We start from the raw sequence: 20,598 nt of genomic DNA, 5'->3' as shown, positions 1-20,598 counted from the left end.
TCATGCGCTCATATTAGAGTGGGACGCACCTGTCTGAAATGACAGCGTGCTTGCAAGAGACAGTGCACCAGTGCTAGCGGCGCGCCAGCCAGGTTCGCAAAGACCGAAACAGGTAGATTGTCTCTCCTTGCTCACACGCGTTATGGTAGTCATCGAAACCCGAGGCACCAAATGCGCATTAAGAAACGAATTCATAATCTCGATCGTTACACAAGACCGATAGCTGCCGGGACGTCCGTCACAATCGTAGCCGACGTTTCAAACGATACCGCCGCCCTAGTCCGCGCAGGATTCCCGGAGGCTGCCTCTGACGGCACGACTCTGCTTCCACCGATCCGGGGGCCGGCCTCTCGATTCAACGCAGAAGGAAGGTGGCGGCCTGACAAAACAAAACCGAAAGAGTCGCGTTACATCAGAACGATTAGCTGGAAGTGGAAACAGTGGTCAGGAAGAGGACAAACGGAAGAGCGAGAGGAGTTCAGGGACATCCATCACAATGCTATCCACGTATCCTTACACCGCCCCGTTCGTTACAGGTTTCTTTGAAGCGAATGAAATGGACCCGCGGAGCGGGACAGCTTGAACAGGTTTGTTAGTTGGAAACTGACCGCTCCTGATCCGTTTCTATCACGCTGCGAGAAACCCTGTCTGCTGCTGTTGCTGTGGGCATGTGGTCAACGTGTCAGAGACTGGGCAAGAATCCTCGGCGCGCGATGGTGTACGATTCTTCGCATGATGATTCGTGCATTCAAACGCGGTTCATGCCGCGAGCAGACCAGCCTCCTGCCACCGCGTGTCGAGGACTACGTCGACGCGGCCAACCCGGTGCGGGCAATCGACGCCTACGTTGCGAACCTTGATCTGGTTGCACTTGGTTTTCGACACGCTGGGGGCCAGAGCGGAGCGGGACAGCCGCCATATGATCCGGCAGATCTGCTGAAGCTCTATCTCTACGGCTATATCAATCAGATCCGCTCCTCGCGTCGCCTCGAGCGAGAGGCAGGGCGCAATCTGGAACTAATCTGGCTATTGCGCGGGCTCGTTCCGGGCTATCGAACCATAGCCAATTTCCGTAAGGAGAACGGGGCGGCGTTGAAGGCCGCGAACAGAGACTTCGTCTTTCTGGCGCGCTCGCTCGATCTGCTGGGTGGTGAACTCGTGGCCATCGATAGCGCCTTCTTTCGTGGCGATGCGAGCAAAGCGAGCATCACCACGCAGAGGAAGCTGGCGGAGCGCCTCAAGGCGCTCGAATGCGACATAGAAGCCTATGCAAACGCACTAGAGGCGAACGATGCGGCTGAAGCCGCGCAGATGCCCTCGTCGATCGATTGCAAAGACATACGAGACCTACCGACACCCGAAAAGCTGGCGGCACTGATGGCGAGACGAACCCGCACTAAGGCGGATCTCGATCGTCTGGAGGAGAACGGTGAGCTACAATTGTCGCGCACAGACGCCGACGCTCGCCTCCTGACGAAGGGAGGCCACACGGTTGCCGGATATAATGTGCAGCTCGCTGTCGACGAAAAACACAAGCTGATCGTCGCCAGCGAGGTGGTCAATGACGGCAATGACAGTGGCCAATTATATGCGATGGCAGCGGCGGCCAAGGCGGCACTTGGGGTAGCAACACTAACGGCAGTGGCTGATGCCGGATACTACAACGGTGAGACGTTGAAGGCCTGCGAAGCGGATGCGGTCACTGCCTATGTCCCGCCAGCGGAACGGAATCAGCGCCTCGCTGCACAGGGACGTTTTGGTCGTGGTGATTTCCACTATGACGCCGATACCGATGTCTACCACTGTCCGGCAGGAGAACGGCTCAAGCCGATGAATGGTCGCAAACAGGATGCTGCCGGCAAATTACAGATCCGTTATGCGGCCCGCGTTGCTGCTTGTGGCTCCTGCTCTTTGCGCGCGGCCTGCCTGACGGAAAAGGCGAAGCTGCGGATCGTTTACCGCTGGGAGCATGAGGACGTTGTCGAGCGACATCTGGCCCGGATGCGCGATGCCGGCGCAATGATGCGACGCCGTTCCGCCGTGGTCGAGCACCCCTTCGGCACACTTAAGTGCCGCGCTGGATACCGACAATTCTTGCTGCGTGGCTTTGACAAGGTGCGCGGAGAGTGCAGCCTGATGGTGCTGAGCTATAACTTCACCCGGGTACTAAGCATATTCGGCATTCAGGGGTTCATCGCAAGCCTGGCCAAGTAGTCGCGAGGGCCGGCGTGATTCCATATCAAGAGAACGCGGCTGCCATAGACTCGTAGAAGCAGAAGCTGCCCGGCACGGACTGCTATGGCTGCCCAGACTTCGATCCTGTCAGGCTTTGCGAGACGTTCTTGCCCAGTCTCGTCAGCGTTGTCCATCATGTCCACAGCCTTCGCAGCCTGCATCCGTTCGCGCCAGATCGCCATCGGCGCGCGATAGCCGAGTGCCTGATGAAGGCGACGACCGTTATAGAAGGCGATCCAGTTTGCGATTCCTGCCTTGGCCTCGCGACCGTCGGCATAGCCCTTGAGATAGGTGAGTGGCGCGGGGCATTGCAGCCCCGCGCTCTCTCAGAACCGGACGTGAACCTCGCGATTCATCCGGCTCCCGTCATCCAACCGTTGATCCGGCAACCCAGTGAGCGAACAGGCCTGGATTGCGTCGCTTCAGCGATCGCAACCATTCCCATACCGCCAACGTGTGTCCTCGGAACCGTTTGTATTTTCGTGTTGCCCATCGAACGATGTAGGCATCGATCGTGCGCAACTCCTCTTGAAGCTTCGAGGGATAAAACCGCCCGTAGTAGCGCACCCAGCCCGTCAGGACTGGACGGACCCATTTGGCGATTTCCACCAGCTCAAGATCGCTGCGCCGATGCAGCCGCCACCTGCGCACGGTATGCCGCATCCGTTTCCCGGCCTTCTTGCTGACGGCCGGGCTGAATGAGACGAACCGCTCACCGTGTCGATTGTTCGCCATCCTCGGCCGAAAGCTATAGCCGAGGAAGTCAAACGACTGCTCCGGATAAGCGCCGGAGCGATTGGCATCTTTGCAATACACGATCTTGGTCTTTTCCGGATGCAGCCGTAGCCCGCATTCCGCAAACCTCGTTTCGAGCGCCCGACACAAGTCACGCGCCTCCGCTTCGCTTCGGCAATGGCCGATGGCATCATCAGCATATCGTTCAAATGGGACACCCGGATATTCTCGGCTCATCCACACATCGAACGCATAATGAAGAAAGAGATTCGCCAACAGCGGGCTGATGACAGCCCCCTGCGGAGTTCCTCTTGTGCGCTTGACCAAGCTTCCATCCGGCATGCTCGCGGGCGCTTCCAGCCACCTTTGCAGGTAGAGCAAGACCCATTTGCAGTCGGTGTGGCGGCGCACGGCCTTCATCAGAAGGCTCCAGTCGATTCGTCGAAGAAGCTCTTGATGTCGAGGTCGAGCACCCAATCGTGGCTCCAGCATCGACGCCGAGCCACAGCCAGTGCATCATGTGCTGATTTCCCTGGCCGATACCCATAGGAATCCATGTGGAACACGGGCTCCAGGATCGGTTCAAGATAACGCTTGACCACCATCTGGGCGATCCTGTCCGAGACCGTTGGTATTCCCAACGGTCGCGTGCTGCCAGCTCCGCCTTTCGGTATGTCAACGCGCCGCACCGGAGGCGGAAAGTAGCTGCCCGAACTCATCCGATTCCAGATCCGATAGAGATTCTTATTCAGATCTCGGTCGAAGTCTTCGATCGACTGCCCGTCAACACCAGCTGCCCCTTGGTTAGCCTTCACTTGCTTATACGCCTCCCACACATCGCGTTTGGCAATACAAAACGGCTTGGCCTTACTCATGCCGATCATCCCCTTTCGGGTTGTCGACCGCGTAAAGCCGGATGACAACGCCCCTTCGGTCCAGTGCCATTACAGCGCCTTCGTCCCTAATACGGGCGTTTCCGCCCCTGTGCTCCGCATCGGTACTCTGCTCCTTGCGGCGACGAGCCGCTTGGAGTCCTCCCTTCACATCGGAGCGACAGGTTCCTGTGTTCCTTGTCAAAGCCTGATCCGAGGTCACGCCGCCTTCATGCCGGACGCCGGTTGGGCAGTCGGCAGGCTCCCCCCAACCCTTGCTCGCGGGATAGACATCCTGATCCCGGTTTCGACGTCGATAGAACACGTTACGACACGTCATCAGCGGTTTACTTACGTTCGTCTCCTCGGATCTCACCTGACGGAGTTTCCTCCGCCTTTTCCTCCAACGCTCACTACCAGGGCTCTTTACCCTCGCAGCTCGGAGTGGTTTGACGTCTAGCCCTGCAGGTCGACTTCGGAGGGCCATCCTCCATCTCTGACAAAGCTTCGTCAGGCTTCATGCCGAAGCCTGACTTCCACAGCACACGATGTCCTCATGCTTGAGAGACCGCCACAGCCGCTCGATGAAGACATTGTCCATCCAACGACCGCGGCCATCCATTGAGATCTTGATCCCTGCGCCCGCCAACGCGCCGGTGAAGGCCGCACTCGTAAATTGGCTGCCTTGGTCGGTGTTGAAGATCTCCGGCCTGCCATACCGTGCCAGAGCGTCGTCGAGCGCAACGAGGCAGAACGAGGTATCCATTGTATTGGAGATACGCCACGCCAGAACTGCACGGCTCGCCCAGTCGATGATGGCAACGAGATAAAGAAAGCCACGGCCGATGGGCAAATACGTGATGTCGGCCGCCCACACCTGGTTCGGCCGGTCGATCGTCATGTTGCGCAGCAGATAGGGATAGATCTTGTGGCCCGGCGCCGGCTTCGTCGTGTTCGGCTTCGGTCCCAGCGCCGCGATGCCCATCTTGCGCATCAGGCGCTGCACGCGCTTGCGATTGACCTGAAGCCCCTCAGCCTTCAGCATCGCGGTCATTCGCCGCGAACCCAGGAACGGCCAGGCGGTGAACAGCTCGTCGATCCGCCGCATCAGAGCAAGGTCGTTGTCGTTGGCCGGCCGGGGCGGCCGGTAGACGCCAGAGCGCGCGATGCCAAGCAACATGCATTGCCGGCGGATCGACAGCGCCTTATCGGCGCGATCGAGCATTCCTCGACGGTCCGGCGTGCTCATCTTCCGGACCTCCGCACTAAAAAATCGCGCTCGACTGTCAGTTGTCCTATCTTGGCGTGCAGCTTCTCGATCTCGCGTTCGCGAGCGTCCTCGCTCTCCCGCCCGACACCCGCGTCAAAGGCCCGGGCCGCCTGTTCCAGCAGTTGCTTCTTCCAGGCATAGATCTGGTTCGGGTGAACCTCGTAGCGCTGGGCCAAATCGGCCACCGTCGCCTGCTCCCGCACCGCCTCCAGCGCGATCTTTGCCTTCAGTGCCGCGTCGATCTTGCGTCTCGTCTTCTTCGTCATTGCTCACTCCGTCTATCAGACGGAGCGGCCTTTTTCCAACTAAGCCTCTGGTCCCAAAATCGGGGTCCATTTCAGTGTTCAAGCCCGCGACCATCGCGGCCTTGTGGCGATCGAGAGCCCCGGGACGGCCGACCCGCACCGTCAGGCCGCAGCGCATGCGGAGGCCGGCGTGCGGCGATCTTGTTGCTGCGCGAGGAGCGGCGCAGCCGCGGGGAAGAAGATCGCCGACACGCTGTTGGGGGAACAGGCCGGGTCGCAGACCGCATCTCGGGGCAGATCCGCCCAGCAAGGCCCGTCGGTCGCAGGGCATCATAGCACGACCGGAGAACCATCACGCTCTAGTCGGGTAGCGTGTGGCCGAGTATGTCCGGCACAACCGCTGACTGACATTCCGAACAACAACCACCTAGACCATAGTCCTGCCTCCACATGCAGAAGGGGGCGACATGCCAACAGGTGTCTATGTCCGTCAGAACGCGGTCTGTGACCGATTGAAGGCGGGAATGGCCGCAGACCACGCGGCCGACTTTGCTCAATGGCTCCGCGGGCGCCGATACACGCCACTTACCATCGTCGAGAGGACACGGCTGCTTGCGAGATGGACGCACTGGGCGCGCGAGGAAGGCTACACGCTCCCTTCGATCCGCGAGGCGCATGCGGCCTCATTCGCCTTGATCGAAGCGGGACATCGGCCGCGCTTCCGCGGCGACCTCAACAAGGACGCGATCGAGTGCGCCAAGCTGTTCATCGCCTACCTTGAGGATCAGGGCGTGATGACGCGATTGCCGACGAAATCGGCGGCGCCACTGGTAGCGGAGTTTGCGGCTTGGGCCCGCGAGCAGCGCGGCCTGGCTGAAACGACGCTGGCCACGTATCTCGGGACGATTACTCCCTTCGTCGATGCGCTGGGGGATATCCCGACGGCACCGCCCGGCGAGCTGACCGCGCTTCAAGTTTCTTTCCCTTCCTGAGTGTCCGCGATGCTTATCGGTTCCAGATCGCGGCAGCGCGGGCGCGACTCGGCGCTGGGAATGGATCAGACGCTGTCCCTGCCACACCCGCGCTGCCGGTGAAGTTGGCGGCACGTGACTCGGCGCTTCGTGACGGACAACGAAGCGCTGTCCCTGCAACGCACCGCTAACTTATCAGCTTCAAGCGGGGGCAAGAAGCTGACAGTGGTGTATTCTCCGGACGAATGCCCTTGAGCAACTACCAAGACAGGGCGGTGACTTGGCTATCAATTCCCGGTAGCAAGCAGTGCGGGCGCGCCGCGCTGGCGAAAGTCTCACAGGCACCCCACCCGAACCGGTTGGCACTCTCGCGCCTCTCCTAGAAGCGCGCGTATGCGCGCAGCGATCTTCCGTGCCTCCTTCGGCCCGAGATTGGGCTTCACGCTATCGAGGATGTCTACCATTGCCTGAGCCTCCTCGGCATCAAACGTCGCGATTTGGCGATCTGCTTGGCTCAGCAACGGATCGACCGCACGCGCCTGATTGGCTGCAAGCACCGCAAGCGCTTGCGACCGCAGTGAGGTGATATGCCGCTCGAATGTGTGCATTCCGTTGGCCTGTACTGCGCCCATGGATTTGAGCCGCAGACTTCGGTGGCCAGCCCCGCCCACGAAGACCGAGGCTGGCCACCCTTGCTCCTGAGAGGGTCACATTCTCCAAGTGCGACCGGATAATGGCGCGGACAAGTAACCGGGGGCACCTACCAGAATTGGTGGGCGGCATGTCCGCCACTGAACGCTAAGCTGGTTGCTCCTTTTGCATGCGGAAGGAGAGACCCCCGTGGCTAGACTCGCACGCGTTCGTTGCATCAGTAAGACCGACAGGACGAATCCACACGAGAGAATTAGCAGCATCGGCGGGGTATATTCGAACGGAAGTCACTGGAAGCAATCTGTCGTTCAGACGATCAGAGACATCGAAAGCGGCGCGTGGGAATTCTATGTCCAGGAAGACGGGCTCACTGCTGGTTTGATCGTGGCCAAACACGAAGGGCACAAGTACATCAAGACAACAGTGGACGGCATTCAGCCGGACAGTCTTCTTTCACTCGCTGAGTGCCCCGTATGATCCCAGTCTCACACCCGCAAGCAGCGCCATCGCGAGTCGCCATCTGAAACTCACTACCAGGGCAGGTACAGCGCGACGAACAGTACCAAGAGGATTAGAGCGCACGCCCACGCGAACAATAGCGCCTTATCCATCGGCCAATTCCGATCGATCTCCTCGGCCGCAGCGGCGTACCACTGCGGCCTTTCTGTTGAGCAACACACAATGGGTGGTGCGTCACCCGATCCGCAGATTTTCCGCCGAGTCTTTTCCGCGATTGTTCACGACGTCGAAGCTAACCTTGGCTCCCTCGGCGAGAGAGGTGAAACCAGCCCTCTCGACTGCCGAGATGTGAACAAAGACGTCCTTGCCCCCGGAATCCGGCTGAATGAACCCATAACCCTTTGTCGGGTTGAACCACTTAACTGTACCCATTGCCACTTAACTTCTCCATTTTTCAAAGATGAAAACTAGTGCCCGAATTCCGACAAAAGAAAGGCTGGTCGCGACGCGCGCGCCAGTCGGAGGCTCGGTGAGTTCTGGCGGAAGGTTGTGGAGTTGGGTCATTTTATCTCTTAGGTCCAACGCTTCAAAACCTCAACCCGGATTCCCGTCGCATCGACTTGCGTGTGTTGCGCGAAGCCGCCAACAAGTCCGCCGACCGTGACTGAGGCCGAATTTGCCTTCGATGCCTCGGATGAATTTTGCGGAATGCTGCTTCTCTAACAGCCGCAATCCGTCATCGGGAAAACTCATGTCCGACAGCCCTTCCACGGCGGGCCGGGCGTACCTCTCGACCGCGCGTCCTTTGAAAAAAGCCGTTTTCGAAATGACATTCGGTAACGAAGATCGATGGGCCGGCATTGTCGGACCAGCCCGCCAGGACTACGTCGCACCGGCCGGTCAGACTAAGGCCGACTGCCCTCCCTCGGGTGGAGCATGTCCTGACCGGGTCCGGCATTGCCTCGACGAGCGAACAATAGTCGGCAAACTGATTTTCCATCAGAAGCCCCGACAGCAGATGCGGCACCGTCGACATGCCCGTGACCGCAAAAACCAGGCCGGATGGCAGGATCGCGGCCAAGGCGCTGAAAAGGGTAGAGAGATCACCCCGACGTCGCGCGAGCTGAGGGGACGGACGACGATCCGTCCCCAGCAGAAACCAAGCTGCCAGGGCTCTGATTGGCAGGGGTTCGGTGCTGGTGACGATCCGCAGCAGGTCTTGCGTAGTGCTGAACCCCAGCTCTAGCCGGGGGCTTCCAAAATCGGCATGGTTCTCCCGGCGCCTCGACATTTTATCGCGGCGGCCATCCTGGAAGTCAGATAGCTCGCGACAGTCCATTCGCCCCCGAGCCGCGCTCGCACTCTCTTGCCTGCCATCGCGGCGGTCGTCAGTGCCACCAGATCGAGATCACCCAGCCCGATGTCCTCAAAGGCTATACAGCAAGCCGCCGCCAGAGACGCTCCGGTGATTGCTCAAGAAGCGTCGCCGCCGCTTGGAGCGCCGGCTCTGTTCGCCCGCGGCGGATCGCCTTCTGCATTGCAGACATTGCGAGGTATGGGGAGATATCAAGCGGCTGTGGCGGAGGTGGTCGGAAGCTCCCAATAGCCTCATGAAGGTGCTGCCGGGCAGCTCGAATGCCTTTGACTTCGTCCATCTGCTCTCCTCCTTGAGTTGAGGGAGCGAAGAACGTCTTGCCCACGATAACGATGAACCAATTACGGTTGACTTTGCCCCCATATGTGGAACGGCCCGCGAGGCAAGAGCTTTTTCAGTCGATTTCACACATTGGGACGGTGCGGTCATATGTCCGGCCTTTGCGCGCGGCACAATATGGCCGCTGGCCTCGATGAGATCCGCGGAACGAGGAGCCAAATCAAGTTTACGCGCTTGAGCGCATTGGGGGCAGTAGCTTCACGCGTTTCGGGATTTCGTCCCAAGGGTTCATCGCCTGTTGTTGCACTTTGCCCTCTGCCGGCTGCCTGTTTCACGGAACGGTCCCTCCTTTGTGGCGTTCGAACAACGACCACGTTCTAGCATTACAGTTGTATTTTCTTGAGAGTTCTGAATCCATGGGTGACCATGATTCGGGATCTGATGATTGGTGGTGCGTCGGTTGAGGATACGCTGACGCTATGGGCGTCGTCGTTGCGAGATGCCAAGCAACGCATCCGTCCGCTGTTTACGCAGAAGCGGGTCGCGGCCTCGGCGGCGCAGTTTCTCGATGGACTGTTGCGCAACGAGCCGCGCAAGACAGGGTGGATGCGGGCGGAAGCGGCCGGCGATCGAGGCCCGTGGCGCCAGCAGGCGATCCTGGGCCGGGGGCAGTGGGATGCCGACGCGCTACGCGACATTGTGCGTGAGTACGCACTGGAGACGCTTGGTGATGAGGACGCGGTCCTGGTCATCGATGAGACGGGCTTTTTGAAACAGGGCAAGGCCTCGTGCGGGGTCGCACGCCAGTCACTGGCTCGGCTGGCAAGATCACCAATTGCCAGATCGGAGTGTTCGGCTGCTATGTGTCGCGGCATGGCCATGCCTTCATCGACCGGGCGCTCTACCTGCCAAAGGAATGGACGGACGATCCCGCTCGCCTGAAGGCAGCGCATGTACCGAGCGATGTGAGCTTTGCGACGAAGCCCAAGATCGCGCGGCAAATGATCACTCGCGCGATTGTCGCAAAGGTGCCGTTCTCGTTCGTGGCGGCGGACAGCGTGTATGGCACCGGAGAGATCGAAACTCTGCTGCGCAAGGGGGGCAAAGGTTATGTTCTGGGTGTTGCTTCCAATCATGTGTTCCGGTCCTGGGGCAAGCAGCAGCCTGTCGCCGGCACCGCCGCCACGATCGCGCAAAACCTTCCCAAGAAGGCCTGGCGCCGCCTGTCGTCCGGCGGAGGGACCAAAGGTCCGCGCTGGCACGACTGGGCCTATCTCGAATTGGCCGATCTCGAAGCCAGTGAATACAACGACGAGCTTGCCGGGGAATGGACGCGGGGCCTTCTGGTCCGCCGCAATATCGCCGACGACAGCTTGGCCTTTTTCTCCACATGGTGCCCCCAAGGCACGTCCATCCAGAAGTTGGTGTCGGTGGAAGGCCATCGCTGGGCCATCGAGGACAGCTTCGAAACCGCCAAGAACGAGCTCGGTCTTGACCACAACGAAACTCGCTCCTGGCATGGCTGGCATCGCCATGTCTCACTCGTCATGCTTGCCTTTGCCATGATGGCCGTCATCCGTCACCGGGCCATTGTCTCAAAAAAAGCGACCGCGGCCTCGACCGAAGCATCGTTCTTGATCCGCTGGTCGATCCAGGAAATCCGGCGCATCGCCCTTAAGCTAGCCCGGCGACGTATCCCGCACGCTCACGTCCTCTCGGCAGACTCACCAACACGATGACGTCCAGCATATGAATGAGGGAAGGCATGACGGAATGCGTCGCAAGGGAGTTGACCCTGATGTCCACCATGCTGGCGGAGTTTCCGCAGTTGTCCGCGGCAGGGAAAGTCTGCCACATCGCGAAGGGGAACAGTTCAAACGTAAGCGCGAGTTTCGCGGCACGCTGAGGCCGGCGGTGTTGACGGCTCGCCTTCGGTATTGAAGACGGTGCCTGGCAATTTCAGGCCGTGGCGGCTTTTGCGAAGTTGAAGGGCATCAGGTCGTCGATATCTGCATCGACCGCGCGCTGAGGCAACTCGATGAGCACGTGGCGCAGCCATGCTAACGGCTCGACGCGTGAAGCGCGGCAGGTCAGCATCAGACTGTAGGCAACGGCACTGGCCCTGGCTCCGTCGACGGTGTCGCTGAACAGCCAGCACTTTCGGCCAGTTGCAAAAACCCTGATGTCGCGCTCCAGAAGATTATTGTCGATCGGCATCCTGCCATCTTCGGTGTAACGCGTCAGATAGTCCCATTGGTTCCGGGTGTAGGACACGGCGTCGCCGAGCTTGCTGTCAGGCAAGACCTTCGGGGCCATGTCATCGAGCCATCCCTTGAGGGCGTTCAGGACGGGAATGCTGTGTTGCTGGCGGAAGCGGCGAATGCAGTCGGCCTGTGTTTCACCCTTCTCCGGTTTCTCGTCCTGCGCCTGCCTTTCAACCCGGTAGAGCTGTTCGAAGAACCGCAGCGCCTGTTCTGGCGGCCCGCCACCCTTCTTTCTTGCTTTGAGTGCATCGACAAAGCGCCGCCGGGAGTGGGCCATGCATCCAATGTGGGTAGCCCCTTCCAGCGTGCGCCATGCGGTATAGCCGTCGCTCATCACAATGCCGCGGTAATCGCCGAGGAAGGCTTGCGGGTGGAGTTGGCCGCGGCCTGGCTGATAATCCAGAAGAACGATCGGCTCGTGACTGCCCTTGCCACTGCGATAGGCCCACATGTACGAGGTGCTGGTGGCCTCCCGGCCCTTCTCCTTGAGGACCTGAACCGTCGTCTCGTCGCCATGGATGAGAGGTTGTGATCTGAGCCGCAGCTTCAGGGCGTCATAAATGCGATGCAGATGCTTCTCGCTCGAGCCGATCACCCAGTGGCCCAAAGCGCCGCGGCTGACAGGAACACCTGCGCGTTCAAAGGCCTGCGCCAGGCGGTAGAGCGGCGTGCCATCGACATATTTGTGAACCAGCGCGAACGCCAGCGTCGAGGCCGTGGCAACGCTGCCCGGCAACGGCTGCGTCGGCATCGGCGCGGTCACGACAGGGGCGTTGATCCCGGTGCGATCGCAATGGCGGCACGCATATTTGAAGCGCACATTCTGTAAAACCTTCGCCTTCACCTCGATATGAAGTTGCTCGGTGACAGCCTCGCCCATGCGATGCATCTGGCCACGGCAACAAGGGCACGCCTTCTGATCGTCGGGCAGGTCATACTCGACGCGCTCGCGCGGCAGATTGGCCGGCAGCGGCCTGCGGCCGCGCTTCTTTCCCGGCGCGCTTTCGACGGGTGGCAAGCCCGTGTCCGGAAGTTCGGCGATATCGTTCGTTTCACTGCCGGCGTCATCCTCATCGTCGGCCTGCTCGGCTTCATTGAAGAGACGATCGACGTGCTTTTCGCTGCGCGGCGCAAAACGATGCAGGCGTGCCAGCGCCAGTTCTTCCTCGAGCTTGACGACGCGCTCCGTGAGCTGACGATTCTCCGCATCCAGCGCGGCAATGCGCGCCAACAGCATCTCAACACTCGGATCGCCGGTTCGATTCATCGGATTCTTGAATCTGAACCGTATCGACGCGTCAACCGCTCAACTCAAGAGCTCAGCCGGCAACCTTGTATTGCCGCACCGGATGGCGGACCATCGCATCGATATCGATGCCGTCAAGAATCCAGTGCAATTGCTCGGTCGTAAGTCGGACAACCGCTGCCTCGCGCCGCGGCCATCGGAACTTGTCCTCGGTCAGCCGCTTCAGGACCAGCACAAAGCCGGACCGATCGAAGAACAGCAGCTTCATCCGGTCGCAACGGCGATTGCAGAACGCAAAAACCGCCGCAGCGAACGGATCGAGCGCCATCGTCTCCTGGACCAGGACCGCAAGGCTGTTGATGCCGGCCCGGAAGTCGATCGGCTCACGGTGCAAATAGACCTGCAGGTCACCACCCAGTCTGAACATGGCCCAGGGCTCCGATGATCGCCGTCAATGCATCCACATCGCCGCATTCCAGCGCGACCTTCACGCCGTTCGGCAAGGACACGCTCACTTTAGCCGGAGAACAAAAAGCTGGAGATCTCCTGGGTTCCGACCCACGCACTTCATCGCAAGTCGCCGGAAAATCCACCGCCGCAACGCCGCCTTGCCGCGACAGAGCCCGCTCGGAGGTCCCCTCAAGCTGAACCGGGATGAACGCGGGGCGTGACGGCGGCGGCAGCGACCTGGCCGCGGTGTGCTTCTTGATCCACTTCCGAAGGAGGTTCGCGTTGACCCCGTGTTCGCGCGCAAGTCTCGAGACCGAAACGCCAGGCTCAAGGCAGGCCGCCACAAGACGCTCCTTCGATGTCGTATCGTAACGCCGGCGACCGTTTCGGCCAACAAGCCTGACCCGCAGTTTCTGATCGTCGTCTGCCATCACAAGGTGTCCACCTATTTAAGTGGACACCTCATGCATCAGCGCACTCAAAAGCAGAAGGTGCGACGAAATTCGCGCTTACGTTCAAACTGCTTGGAGTGCAAACTACCTGACCGAATGAGGTGAAGACCTTTGATAATCAGTGAAATGCAGCCCAAGCTCGCTTGCTATGGTCATGGGCCAAGCTTGAACAGAGAGCCGTATGCGCTCAAAGGTGCACGTACGGTTCGGGGAGGAGAAGCGCGCTCGCGCTTCTTACTTCACTCAAGATCACCGGATGGGGGTGGTACTATCTCTCGGCCGTGCTTGACGACTTCTCGCGCTACATCGTGGCCTGGAGGCTTGGTCCCACCATGTGCGCTTCCGATGTCACAGCCATCCTTCCACCAGGCACTCGCCGCATCCGGCCTTGACCAAATCGCCCTCGCGCACCGGCCAAGGCTGCTCAGCGACAATGGTTCGAGTTACGTGGCGGATGATCTGGCCGAGTGGCTCGACCAGAAGGGCATGCAGCACGTGCGCGGCGCTCCATACCATCCTCAGACCCAGGAAAGATCGAGCGCTGGCATCAGACGCTGAAGAACCGCATCCTGCTCGACAACTATTACCTACCCAGTGATCTCGAGCGTCAAGTAGGAACCTTCGTCGAACACTATAATCACGTCCGCTATCATGAGAGCATCGACAACCTCACGCCAGCCGATGTCTACTCCTCGCTCAGCGCCCGTTCCAGATTGCCTTCAACGAAGCGGCGCTTGGTCCGGTACACGGTCGAGCCGCCCACGCCGACGCTCCTGGCGATCTCCTCGTCACCGACCCCGGCATCGGCAGCCAGCAAAATCTGGGCGCGCTTGAGCTTGCGGGCCGCATGCTTGCCGCCGGTGAGCAGCGCCTTGAGTTCGCCGCGCTCGACTTGGCTGAGTTCGATCCGATAGCGTACATTCATGCCTGCCTCCCTGAGAGGCACGCACGAACAACTGAATCGGATGGCCGGCGTGAGTCTTTCGGCAAAAACCTTCACGCCCAAACAGGGTCAATACCTCGCCTTCATCCACCTCTATACGAGACTGCATCGAAGGCCTCCGGCAGAAGCCGACATGCAGGAATATTTCCGCGTCAGCCCGCCTTCGGTTCACCAAATGGTACAATCGCTCGAGACAGCAGGCCTTATCAAAAGGTTGCCAAGGACGGCTCGCAGTATCGAACTCCTCGTCGATCCCAAAACTCTGCCGGAGTTAATCTGACCGCCCGAACCCAACCAGTCAAAATCACTGTGAAGAGCCACTAGTTGCCGTCGGCAGCGCAATCGCAGTCTTTTCCCTTGCTTTCCGCAAGTCGATGCCGATGCCATGGTCTGGCTGCGTTCTCCCCATGACCCCTCGTAACGCGACCATCACTGGCACTTCGCCGCGCGCAAACGTTAAAGACACCAGCGTTTGGCAATTTGCGGTTTTATCGAGGGCCGACGCGGTTGTTCTGCCGACGCTTTGCCCAAAATTTCTGCTTCATCTTCGCTCCTGGTGGCTACGATGAACCAGAAATCCCCCCTCCGCAAAGCCATTCAATGTGTCTCACAAGCCCTGACGGCGAACACCTGACGTTTTTATCCACGCCTGGGCAAGGGCCGCGAAGGAGGCTGCACATAGCGCTGCCAAATCGTCCCATTATCGAACTGGATAGTCATGCCGTCGGGCGTGTACACTGCGCCCATATTGAATGCATCAACCCAAATGCGGTTCGACGGATAGAACCAGTCTGGCCATGCACGAGAAGGTACGCCTGCCTCGCTCAAAAGATTGAGTTCGGATCCGTTTTGCGTGACGTAGGCCAAAACAGCGCCGTAGCATCTCTGAATGCACTGATAACTTCCGGTCAGATCGACCGATTGGGCGGATGCACCACTGTTCAGCAGCGCGCCGACGACTGCGATAGTGAGCGCGATGGAACTCGTCGTACTTGAACTTTTCATGAGAACATTTCCTTTGAACGACTCAGCGATAGTTGTCTGTCAATACCTGAGAGTGCGTCGAATGCCTTTGACGAAAATCAACCCGACTTGTCTGCGAGCTCGTGCATGAAGTCTACAGCTGCACAAGACGCTCATGCGCACGCTTCAAACCTGCGGGATGATCTTGACCAAGCGAGCGCAGCGCGAAAGCCCCGTCCAATGAGGACAAATCCGGCTGGTCATCGTTTCTGCGGCATCTCGTCGATCGCGGTCTCAGGGGCGTGCAGCTGGTGATTTCTGATGCGTGCCGAGGTCTTGTCGAAAGCGTTGCGGATTATCTGCCGGAGGCCCGCTATCAACGCTGCATGGTGCATTTTTATCGCAATGTCTTCGATAACGTACAGAGTCTTTCGCACTTTCAGGATTGACGGCTTCTTCTAGAATGAAGGAGCTTTGGATGAACGATGGGAATGCCATGGGTCAGGTGATCCAAATTGATGAGGCCCGGATTCGAGATCACCTGGGCGAGATGGTCCGCGGGACGGTGGAAGAGACCCTGAACGCCATGCTGGAGGCCGAAGCGGACCAGCTGTGCGGGGCTGGGCGGTATGAGCGCAGCCCGGCCCGGCAGGACACGCGGGCAGGCAGCTACGAGCGAACGCTGCACACCAAGGCGGGCGACGTCAATCTGAAGGTCCCGAAGCTACGGCGGCAAACCTTCGAGACGGCGATTATCGAGCGCTACCGGAGGCGGGAGAGCTCGGTCGAGGAGGCGCTGATCGAGATGTATCTGGCCGGAATTTCGGTTCGGCGGGTCGAAGACATCACGGAGGCGCTGTGGGGCACCCGGGTCAGCCCGAGCACAGTGTCGAACCTGAACAAGAAGATCTATACCAAGATCGAGGCGTGGTGGGATCGCAGGATCGAAGGCGAGCATCCGTATCTCTACCTTGACGGCATCGTGATGAAGCGCAGCTGGGCTGGTGAGGTTCGCAACGTCTCGCTGCTGGTGGCCTCGGCGGTCAATGCCGAGGGGTTCCGGGAGATCCTCGGCATCTGTGAGGGCGCCAAGGAGGACAAATCCGGCTGGTCATCGTTTCTGCAGCATCTCGTCGATCGCGGTCTCAGGGGCGTGCCGTTGGTGGTTTCCGATGCGTGCCGAGGTCTTGTCGACGTTGCGGATTATCTGCCGGAGGCCCGCTATCAACGCTGCATGGTGCATTTTTATCGCAATGTCTTCAGCCACGTGCCGTCGACCCGGGTCCGCGATTCATGCCCAGGAGAGCCGCGCTGCGGCCGACGAGAAAGCCAGGACCGTCATCGCGGATCTGCGGGCAGGCCGTATGGCCAAAGCTGCTGATCTCGTCGAGCAGGCGGTTCACGAAACGCTCGCCTACTATGCCTTTCCGGACATCCATTGGCGGAAGATTCGAACGAACAATCCGCTCGAGCGCATCATGAAGGAGATCCGGCGACGAACCCGTGTCGTCGGCGCCTTCCCCGACGGTCAATCCTGTCTCAACTTGGCGGCGGCCCGGCTGCGGCACATTGCCGGAACGGCGTGGTCGACCAAATGCTACATGAACATGCGACCGCTCTATCAGCCACAACTCTCTGAAACCGGAGCCGTCGCCTGATCAAAAGTGCGAAAGATTCTGGACAGTACCGATCCGCGCCATCTTGTTGGCGAGCGCCACCGTTACCAGCATGCGCGGTTTGCGAGCCAGCATCTGTTCGAGCCACGACCCCTTTGGCGCGCCCCGTTTGCTTGCCTGCTGCACTACGGCGCTGCTGCCGATGATGAGGAGGCGCCTGAGCGTGCGTTCGCCCATTTTTGATGTCGCGCCGAGCTTCTGCTTGCCGCCCGTAGATCTTTGAAGGGGCGCGAGACCGAGCCAGGCTGCGAAGTCACGACCTTTAGCAAAAGTCTCGGCCGGCGGTGCTAGAGCGGCGATCGCGGTGGCGGAGATCGGGCCGATGCCAGGAACGGTCATCAGCCTGCGCGATACTTCGTCCTCGCGAGCGCGTCGCGCGATCTCCTTGTCGAGATCTACGATCTTGCCGTGAGGCCCGCGAACAAGTGCAACATCAATCGGAACGTGTGGGCCGCTTCGGGAAGCGAGTTGGTCATCGCTTCTTCCTCGATCAGATCAGCAAGCGTCGCCACATGCGACGGCCCCTTGGGTGCAATCCAACCATATTCAGTGAGGTGCCCCCGGATCGCGTTGATGAGCTGGGTTCGCTCCCGCACCAACAGATCACGGGTCCGAAACACCAGGCCCGCCGCCTGTTGCTGTTCGCTCTTCACGGCCACGAACCGCATGCTCGGCCGCTGCACCGCTTCGCATATCGCTTCGGCATCGATCGCATCGTTCTTTTGCCGCTTCACGAGTGGTCTTACATAGGCGGGCGGGATCAGCCGAACTTCATGGCCAAGCTGGGTCAGCTGACGAGCCCAGTGATGTGCTCCACCACATGCTTCCAGCGCTACCGTGCAACTCGGCTGCGCCGCGAAGAAATCCAGCAGCTTTCCTCGGCTGATCCGCTTGCTGAACATCGCTCGACCCCGCCCATCCGCTCCGTGAACGTGAAAAACGTGCTTGACGATATCCAGACCGATTGTGATAACTTCTGACACGGACGCCTCCCTTAAGTGGTGCTCAACATCTCCATTTTGGCGCATCGATGCCGTCGCGCGGAGCGTCCACCCCATCATAAATCTTCGTCGATGTTCGGTTCGTCGCAACACAGACCGTCTTTGTGAATCGGAGCAAAGGTTGCGATGACCATCAACCGAGCTCCGGCGGAACAGTAATGATGACCTTGCCATCACGCCTTGAGCGGAATTATAGGTCGCGCAATCCAGCTGGCTACATCAATCGGTGCCGGCGCTCTTTCGACTTGACGCAGTTGGCCGGCTATTCCAACTCGTTTGGCGCACGAGATGCAGTGCTGCCAGCACAGCCGTGAAGACCATCGTCAACAGCAGAATCGCCACAGTGGCCTCGCGGATGTCATGAACTTGCCAGCTATACCCCCTGGCGTCGACCGCTCGACCTGTTTGTCCAATTATCCATGGCACGATATGCGTGAGGCCGGCGCTTACGTAAAAAAGGATGCCAATCGCTGGTAGCTTAGGGCTCATCCTTGGATACGGCTGGAGGCAGCTGCGGCGGAGATAGAGCGCGAAGGCGTAAAAAATCAGCCATGAGGTAAGAAGCCAACCAAGATAGTTGGAGAGAGGAACACCGAATACCCCACCGCCGTCGTGCCATATCCAGACCTTGGAGATTGTCGCGTTGGGGGCATCCATCACAAGATCCCATTGGGTCATCGCGAACGCAGCGACAACGGGCAGGGCGATCAAGTTGAAAGGGCGATGGAGCTGACGGTCGGCGCCATCAAGCAGAACCGACGCGACTACCCAGGAAAAATAACCGGCTCCGAACCATAGCGGTCCCACAATAATCGGAATCAAGCCGACGTGCGACAAGTTCGGTCCTACCTCGAAATGATAGACCCCGAATGGAAAGCCCGTGGCGGTGCTGAGATTTTCCATCGCAAATGCAATTGCATTGCAAGCAACGAACAGGACCAAGGCTCGCCGTGGACCATAGTCAAAAGTGGCATGGACCAGCGCGCAGCCAATGAAAATCGCCGCGAGCGTTTGCGCAAGCGGGGTTGGATTCCAGGAAAACCCAATTGCCGCAGCAAGAATGCCAGCGATGGCCAACCAAAGTGCGGGCTCCTGCCGCGCCCAGAATCTGCTGCGGGCAACATTATCTAACGTCATTGCGCATGGTTTCCATCGGCTGATCGAGCGATCAACGGCAACGCAGTTGCGTTGACTATCCACCCTATCTATTGCAAGAAAATGGCACTGCTTGGTCTCTTCTGAACCTTGGGAATCTTGCCGAAGAGATCTATTCTTTCCTTAATCGCCCAAGCGTATGCGCGCCGATAGTCCGGGAATAATCGCCCCGCCGAAAGTTTGTTCACCTCGGGGGCAATAGTGCGCGATCGACCCTATTTCGCACTTGGCGATTGCTTGCCTTGCCACAGATGACGGACCCGCATTAAGTGATCTTATCTCTCAGCCTTCGCTGAACGGTTTCGACCAGAGCCGCTCCGCGAAATCCAGATGGCACTTCACTACGTCCGAGGGAGTTTTGGAATTGGCAAGATTTTTCAGAAGATTGGCCTGAGCGTGCAGAGAGGAAGCAGCCAGCTTTGACCCGTCCTTCAATGCCGCAGCGAACAGGTCTGTTGTCTCTTCGAGAGATTTTTTCCATTCTGGAGGCGCAAACGAATGGCTTGATGCGGCCCTCGCTGATTCTCCAACATCGTGCGCAGTGCCACCCGCTCGAGAGGCTGATGCCTGGGCGGCCCGTTCGGGCTCTGGATCTGTCTTCCGTTCGCGTTTTTCGTATTCGGGGCTTCTCGCGGGCATTCAACGTCTCCCCGTCTGAACAGGATCGCAGCGCTTCGTGGTCTACCGACCACGAGGCTTCGGAAAGTACCACAAACGGCAACATGTCGAACCTATCTCATTTGGTAGCACTTGCTCGATCGGGATCGCTTAGCGGATACCGGGATCAACCTGAGCTATGACGGAATGATGGCACGACATACGAAGTCTGGCCCTGTCGTAACGCCGCCTCCATCGGCATGAATTGCGTGGCGCCTTTGCCATTCGCCTGGAACAGGCCGAGCGAATCCAGCTGGTGTGGGCCAATAATCAGAGCGCAGCGGCTCTGCTATCATGAATGATGCACGCGAGGCCGGTGACGATGGATCGAGCGGCAAGTACGTCGATGCCGCCTTCAAAATTGCGACGACCGCAGTCGCCCAGTCGAGGTCCCGCTCACCCCAATAGCCGACGACCGCGCCCTGAGCGCCACGCTCTCGCAACGTCCTTGCGAGGGCATCCGATCTTGATCGCAGCGCCTTGTAGGTGAGTTCGTCCGCGCCGACCCTCAGCGCAACCCTCTCTGGATCCGATCTTGCAAGGCGATCGATCGCCATGATCGCGTCGATCGGCTGACATTCCACAAACCGATTCTTGCCGGATCGAGTTTCCGTAGCCATACGCGTCCCGCCATTCATCACTTTGTGCGGCCCTTAGATCAGAAAACTGTTGGGAGTCCGAACTGCCCGCCGGCGGTGA

The 20,598-nt window shown here is 59.4% G+C and carries 16 protein-coding genes and 7 pseudogenes; 9 read left to right on the top strand and 14 right to left on the bottom strand.

Annotated features, from left to right (window positions below; all coding sequences use genetic code 11):
* The first annotated feature begins 732 nt into the window (after positions 1-732).
* The gene (locus QA649_RS04945) at positions 733-2,214 is read left to right on the top strand and encodes an IS1182 family transposase (RefSeq protein ID WP_283023148.1); all 1,482 of its coding nucleotides are present in this window, start codon (positions 733-735) and stop codon (positions 2,212-2,214) included.
* 387 nt (positions 2,215-2,601) lie between these two features.
* Here QA649_RS04945 and QA649_RS42920 read toward each other — a convergent pair whose 3' ends face one another.
* The 4 genes and pseudogenes from QA649_RS42920 to QA649_RS04930 all read right to left on the bottom strand — a co-directional run bounded on the left by QA649_RS42920 (position 2,602) and on the right by QA649_RS04930 (position 5,378).
* Positions 2,602-2,898 carry a group II intron maturase-specific domain-containing protein gene (locus QA649_RS42920; RefSeq protein ID WP_346657141.1) on the bottom strand — a complete coding sequence of 99 codons (297 nt, stop codon included), beginning with the start codon at positions 2,896-2,898 and terminating at the stop codon, positions 2,602-2,604.
* Positions 2,899-3,042: 144 nt separating this feature from the next.
* Positions 3,043-3,689, bottom strand: a pseudogene (locus QA649_RS42915) (group II intron reverse transcriptase/maturase); the annotation flags it as partial.
* Positions 3,690-4,359: 670 nt separating this feature from the next.
* On the bottom strand, positions 4,360-5,091 hold the full coding sequence (locus tag QA649_RS04935) for an IS3 family transposase (protein ID WP_283023149.1): 732 nt from the start codon (positions 5,089-5,091) through the stop codon (positions 4,360-4,362).
* Positions 5,088-5,378, bottom strand: coding sequence for a transposase (locus QA649_RS04930; protein WP_283023207.1), 291 nt, complete (start codon positions 5,376-5,378; stop codon positions 5,088-5,090). The genes QA649_RS04935 and QA649_RS04930 overlap by 4 nt, the downstream gene beginning before the upstream one ends.
* Before the next feature lie 491 nt (positions 5,379-5,869).
* Between QA649_RS04930 and QA649_RS04925 the strand changes: the two genes are divergently transcribed.
* Positions 5,870-6,349, top strand: coding sequence for a hypothetical protein (locus QA649_RS04925; protein WP_283023206.1), 480 nt, complete (start codon positions 5,870-5,872; stop codon positions 6,347-6,349).
* Between the two features lie 314 nt (positions 6,350-6,663).
* Here the strand turns inward: QA649_RS04925 and QA649_RS04920 are convergent, their stop codons facing one another.
* Positions 6,664-6,936 (bottom strand): hypothetical protein, encoded by a 273-nt coding sequence (locus tag QA649_RS04920; protein WP_283023205.1) that lies wholly within the window; start codon positions 6,934-6,936, stop codon positions 6,664-6,666.
* A 232-nt stretch (positions 6,937-7,168) separates the two neighbouring features.
* Between QA649_RS04920 and QA649_RS04915 the strand changes: the two genes are divergently transcribed.
* Positions 7,169-7,456, top strand: a complete 288-nt coding sequence (locus QA649_RS04915) for a DUF3892 domain-containing protein (protein WP_283023204.1) — start codon at positions 7,169-7,171, stop codon at positions 7,454-7,456.
* 216 nt (positions 7,457-7,672) lie between these two features.
* Here the strand turns inward: QA649_RS04915 and QA649_RS04910 are convergent, their stop codons facing one another.
* On the bottom strand, positions 7,673-7,876 hold the full coding sequence (locus QA649_RS04910; protein WP_283023203.1) for a cold-shock protein: 204 nt from the start codon (positions 7,874-7,876) through the stop codon (positions 7,673-7,675).
* A 313-nt stretch (positions 7,877-8,189) separates the two neighbouring features.
* Between QA649_RS04910 and QA649_RS04905 the strand changes: the two genes are divergently transcribed.
* Positions 8,190-8,684, top strand: coding sequence for a hypothetical protein (locus QA649_RS04905; protein ID WP_283023201.1), 495 nt, complete (start codon positions 8,190-8,192; stop codon positions 8,682-8,684).
* 834 nt (positions 8,685-9,518) lie between these two features.
* Positions 9,519-10,730: pseudogene (locus tag QA649_RS04900) on the top strand (IS701 family transposase).
* Between the two features lie 321 nt (positions 10,731-11,051).
* Here QA649_RS04900 and QA649_RS04895 read toward each other — a convergent pair.
* From QA649_RS04895 to QA649_RS04885, 3 genes are read right to left on the bottom strand one after another with little or no spacing between them, the layout of a single operon-like run.
* A complete protein-coding gene (locus QA649_RS04895; protein ID WP_283023200.1) occupies positions 11,052-12,623 on the bottom strand; it encodes an IS66 family transposase in 1,572 nt (523 codons plus the stop codon).
* Positions 12,624-12,675: 52 nt separating this feature from the next.
* The gene (gene tnpB / locus QA649_RS04890; protein WP_283023199.1) at positions 12,676-13,029 is read right to left on the bottom strand and encodes an IS66 family insertion sequence element accessory protein TnpB; all 354 of its coding nucleotides are present in this window, start codon (positions 13,027-13,029) and stop codon (positions 12,676-12,678) included.
* Positions 13,010-13,483: a transposase gene (locus QA649_RS04885; RefSeq protein ID WP_283023198.1), complete on the bottom strand. Its 474-nt coding sequence runs from the start codon at positions 13,481-13,483 to the stop codon at positions 13,010-13,012. The genes tnpB and QA649_RS04885 overlap by 20 nt, the downstream gene beginning before the upstream one ends.
* 257 nt (positions 13,484-13,740) lie before the next feature.
* Between QA649_RS04885 and QA649_RS04880 the strand changes: the two are divergent.
* Positions 13,741-14,193 (top strand): annotated as a pseudogene (locus QA649_RS04880) (DDE-type integrase/transposase/recombinase); the annotation flags it as partial.
* On the opposite strand, the pseudogene QA649_RS04875 reads toward QA649_RS04880, so the two are convergent.
* Positions 14,193-14,429: pseudogene (locus QA649_RS04875) on the bottom strand (helix-turn-helix domain-containing protein); the annotation flags it as partial. The pseudogenes QA649_RS04880 and QA649_RS04875 overlap by 1 nt on opposite strands.
* A gap of 40 nt (positions 14,430-14,469) precedes the next feature.
* On the opposite strand from QA649_RS04875, the gene QA649_RS04870 reads away from it, so the two are divergent.
* Complete coding sequence (locus QA649_RS04870; protein ID WP_283026252.1) at positions 14,470-14,727, top strand: MarR family winged helix-turn-helix transcriptional regulator; 258 nt, start codon at positions 14,470-14,472, stop codon at positions 14,725-14,727.
* A 359-nt stretch (positions 14,728-15,086) separates the two neighbouring features.
* Here QA649_RS04870 and QA649_RS04865 read toward each other — a convergent pair whose 3' ends face one another.
* Entirely contained in the window at positions 15,087-15,452 is a 366-nt protein-coding gene (locus QA649_RS04865) for a hypothetical protein (RefSeq protein WP_283023197.1), read from the bottom strand.
* Between the two features lie 236 nt (positions 15,453-15,688).
* Between QA649_RS04865 and QA649_RS04860 the strand changes: the two are divergent.
* Positions 15,689-15,820, top strand: a pseudogene (locus tag QA649_RS04860) (transposase); the annotation flags it as partial.
* Positions 15,821-15,906: 86 nt separating this feature from the next.
* Positions 15,907-17,068, top strand: a pseudogene (locus tag QA649_RS04855) (IS256 family transposase).
* Here the strand turns inward: QA649_RS04855 and QA649_RS04850 are convergent.
* From QA649_RS04850 to QA649_RS04840, 3 genes and pseudogenes are all read right to left on the bottom strand, one after another.
* Positions 17,069-18,069 (bottom strand): annotated as a pseudogene (locus QA649_RS04850) (IS110 family transposase).
* A gap of 237 nt (positions 18,070-18,306) precedes the next feature.
* Positions 18,307-19,224 carry a carotenoid biosynthesis protein gene (locus tag QA649_RS04845; RefSeq protein WP_283023196.1) on the bottom strand — a complete coding sequence of 306 codons (918 nt, stop codon included), beginning with the start codon at positions 19,222-19,224 and terminating at the stop codon, positions 18,307-18,309.
* Positions 19,225-19,524: 300 nt separating this feature from the next.
* Positions 19,525-19,881 (bottom strand): hypothetical protein, encoded by a 357-nt coding sequence (locus QA649_RS04840; protein ID WP_283023195.1) that lies wholly within the window; start codon positions 19,879-19,881, stop codon positions 19,525-19,527.
* Positions 19,882-20,598 lie beyond the last annotated feature (717 nt).

The sequence above is a fragment of the Bradyrhizobium sp. CB1717 genome, assembly GCF_029714325.1.
Taxonomy (GTDB): domain Bacteria; phylum Pseudomonadota; class Alphaproteobacteria; order Rhizobiales; family Xanthobacteraceae; genus Bradyrhizobium.
Note: the sequence above shows the minus strand (reverse complement) of the source record. Positions and strands in the feature narration are given on the sequence as shown.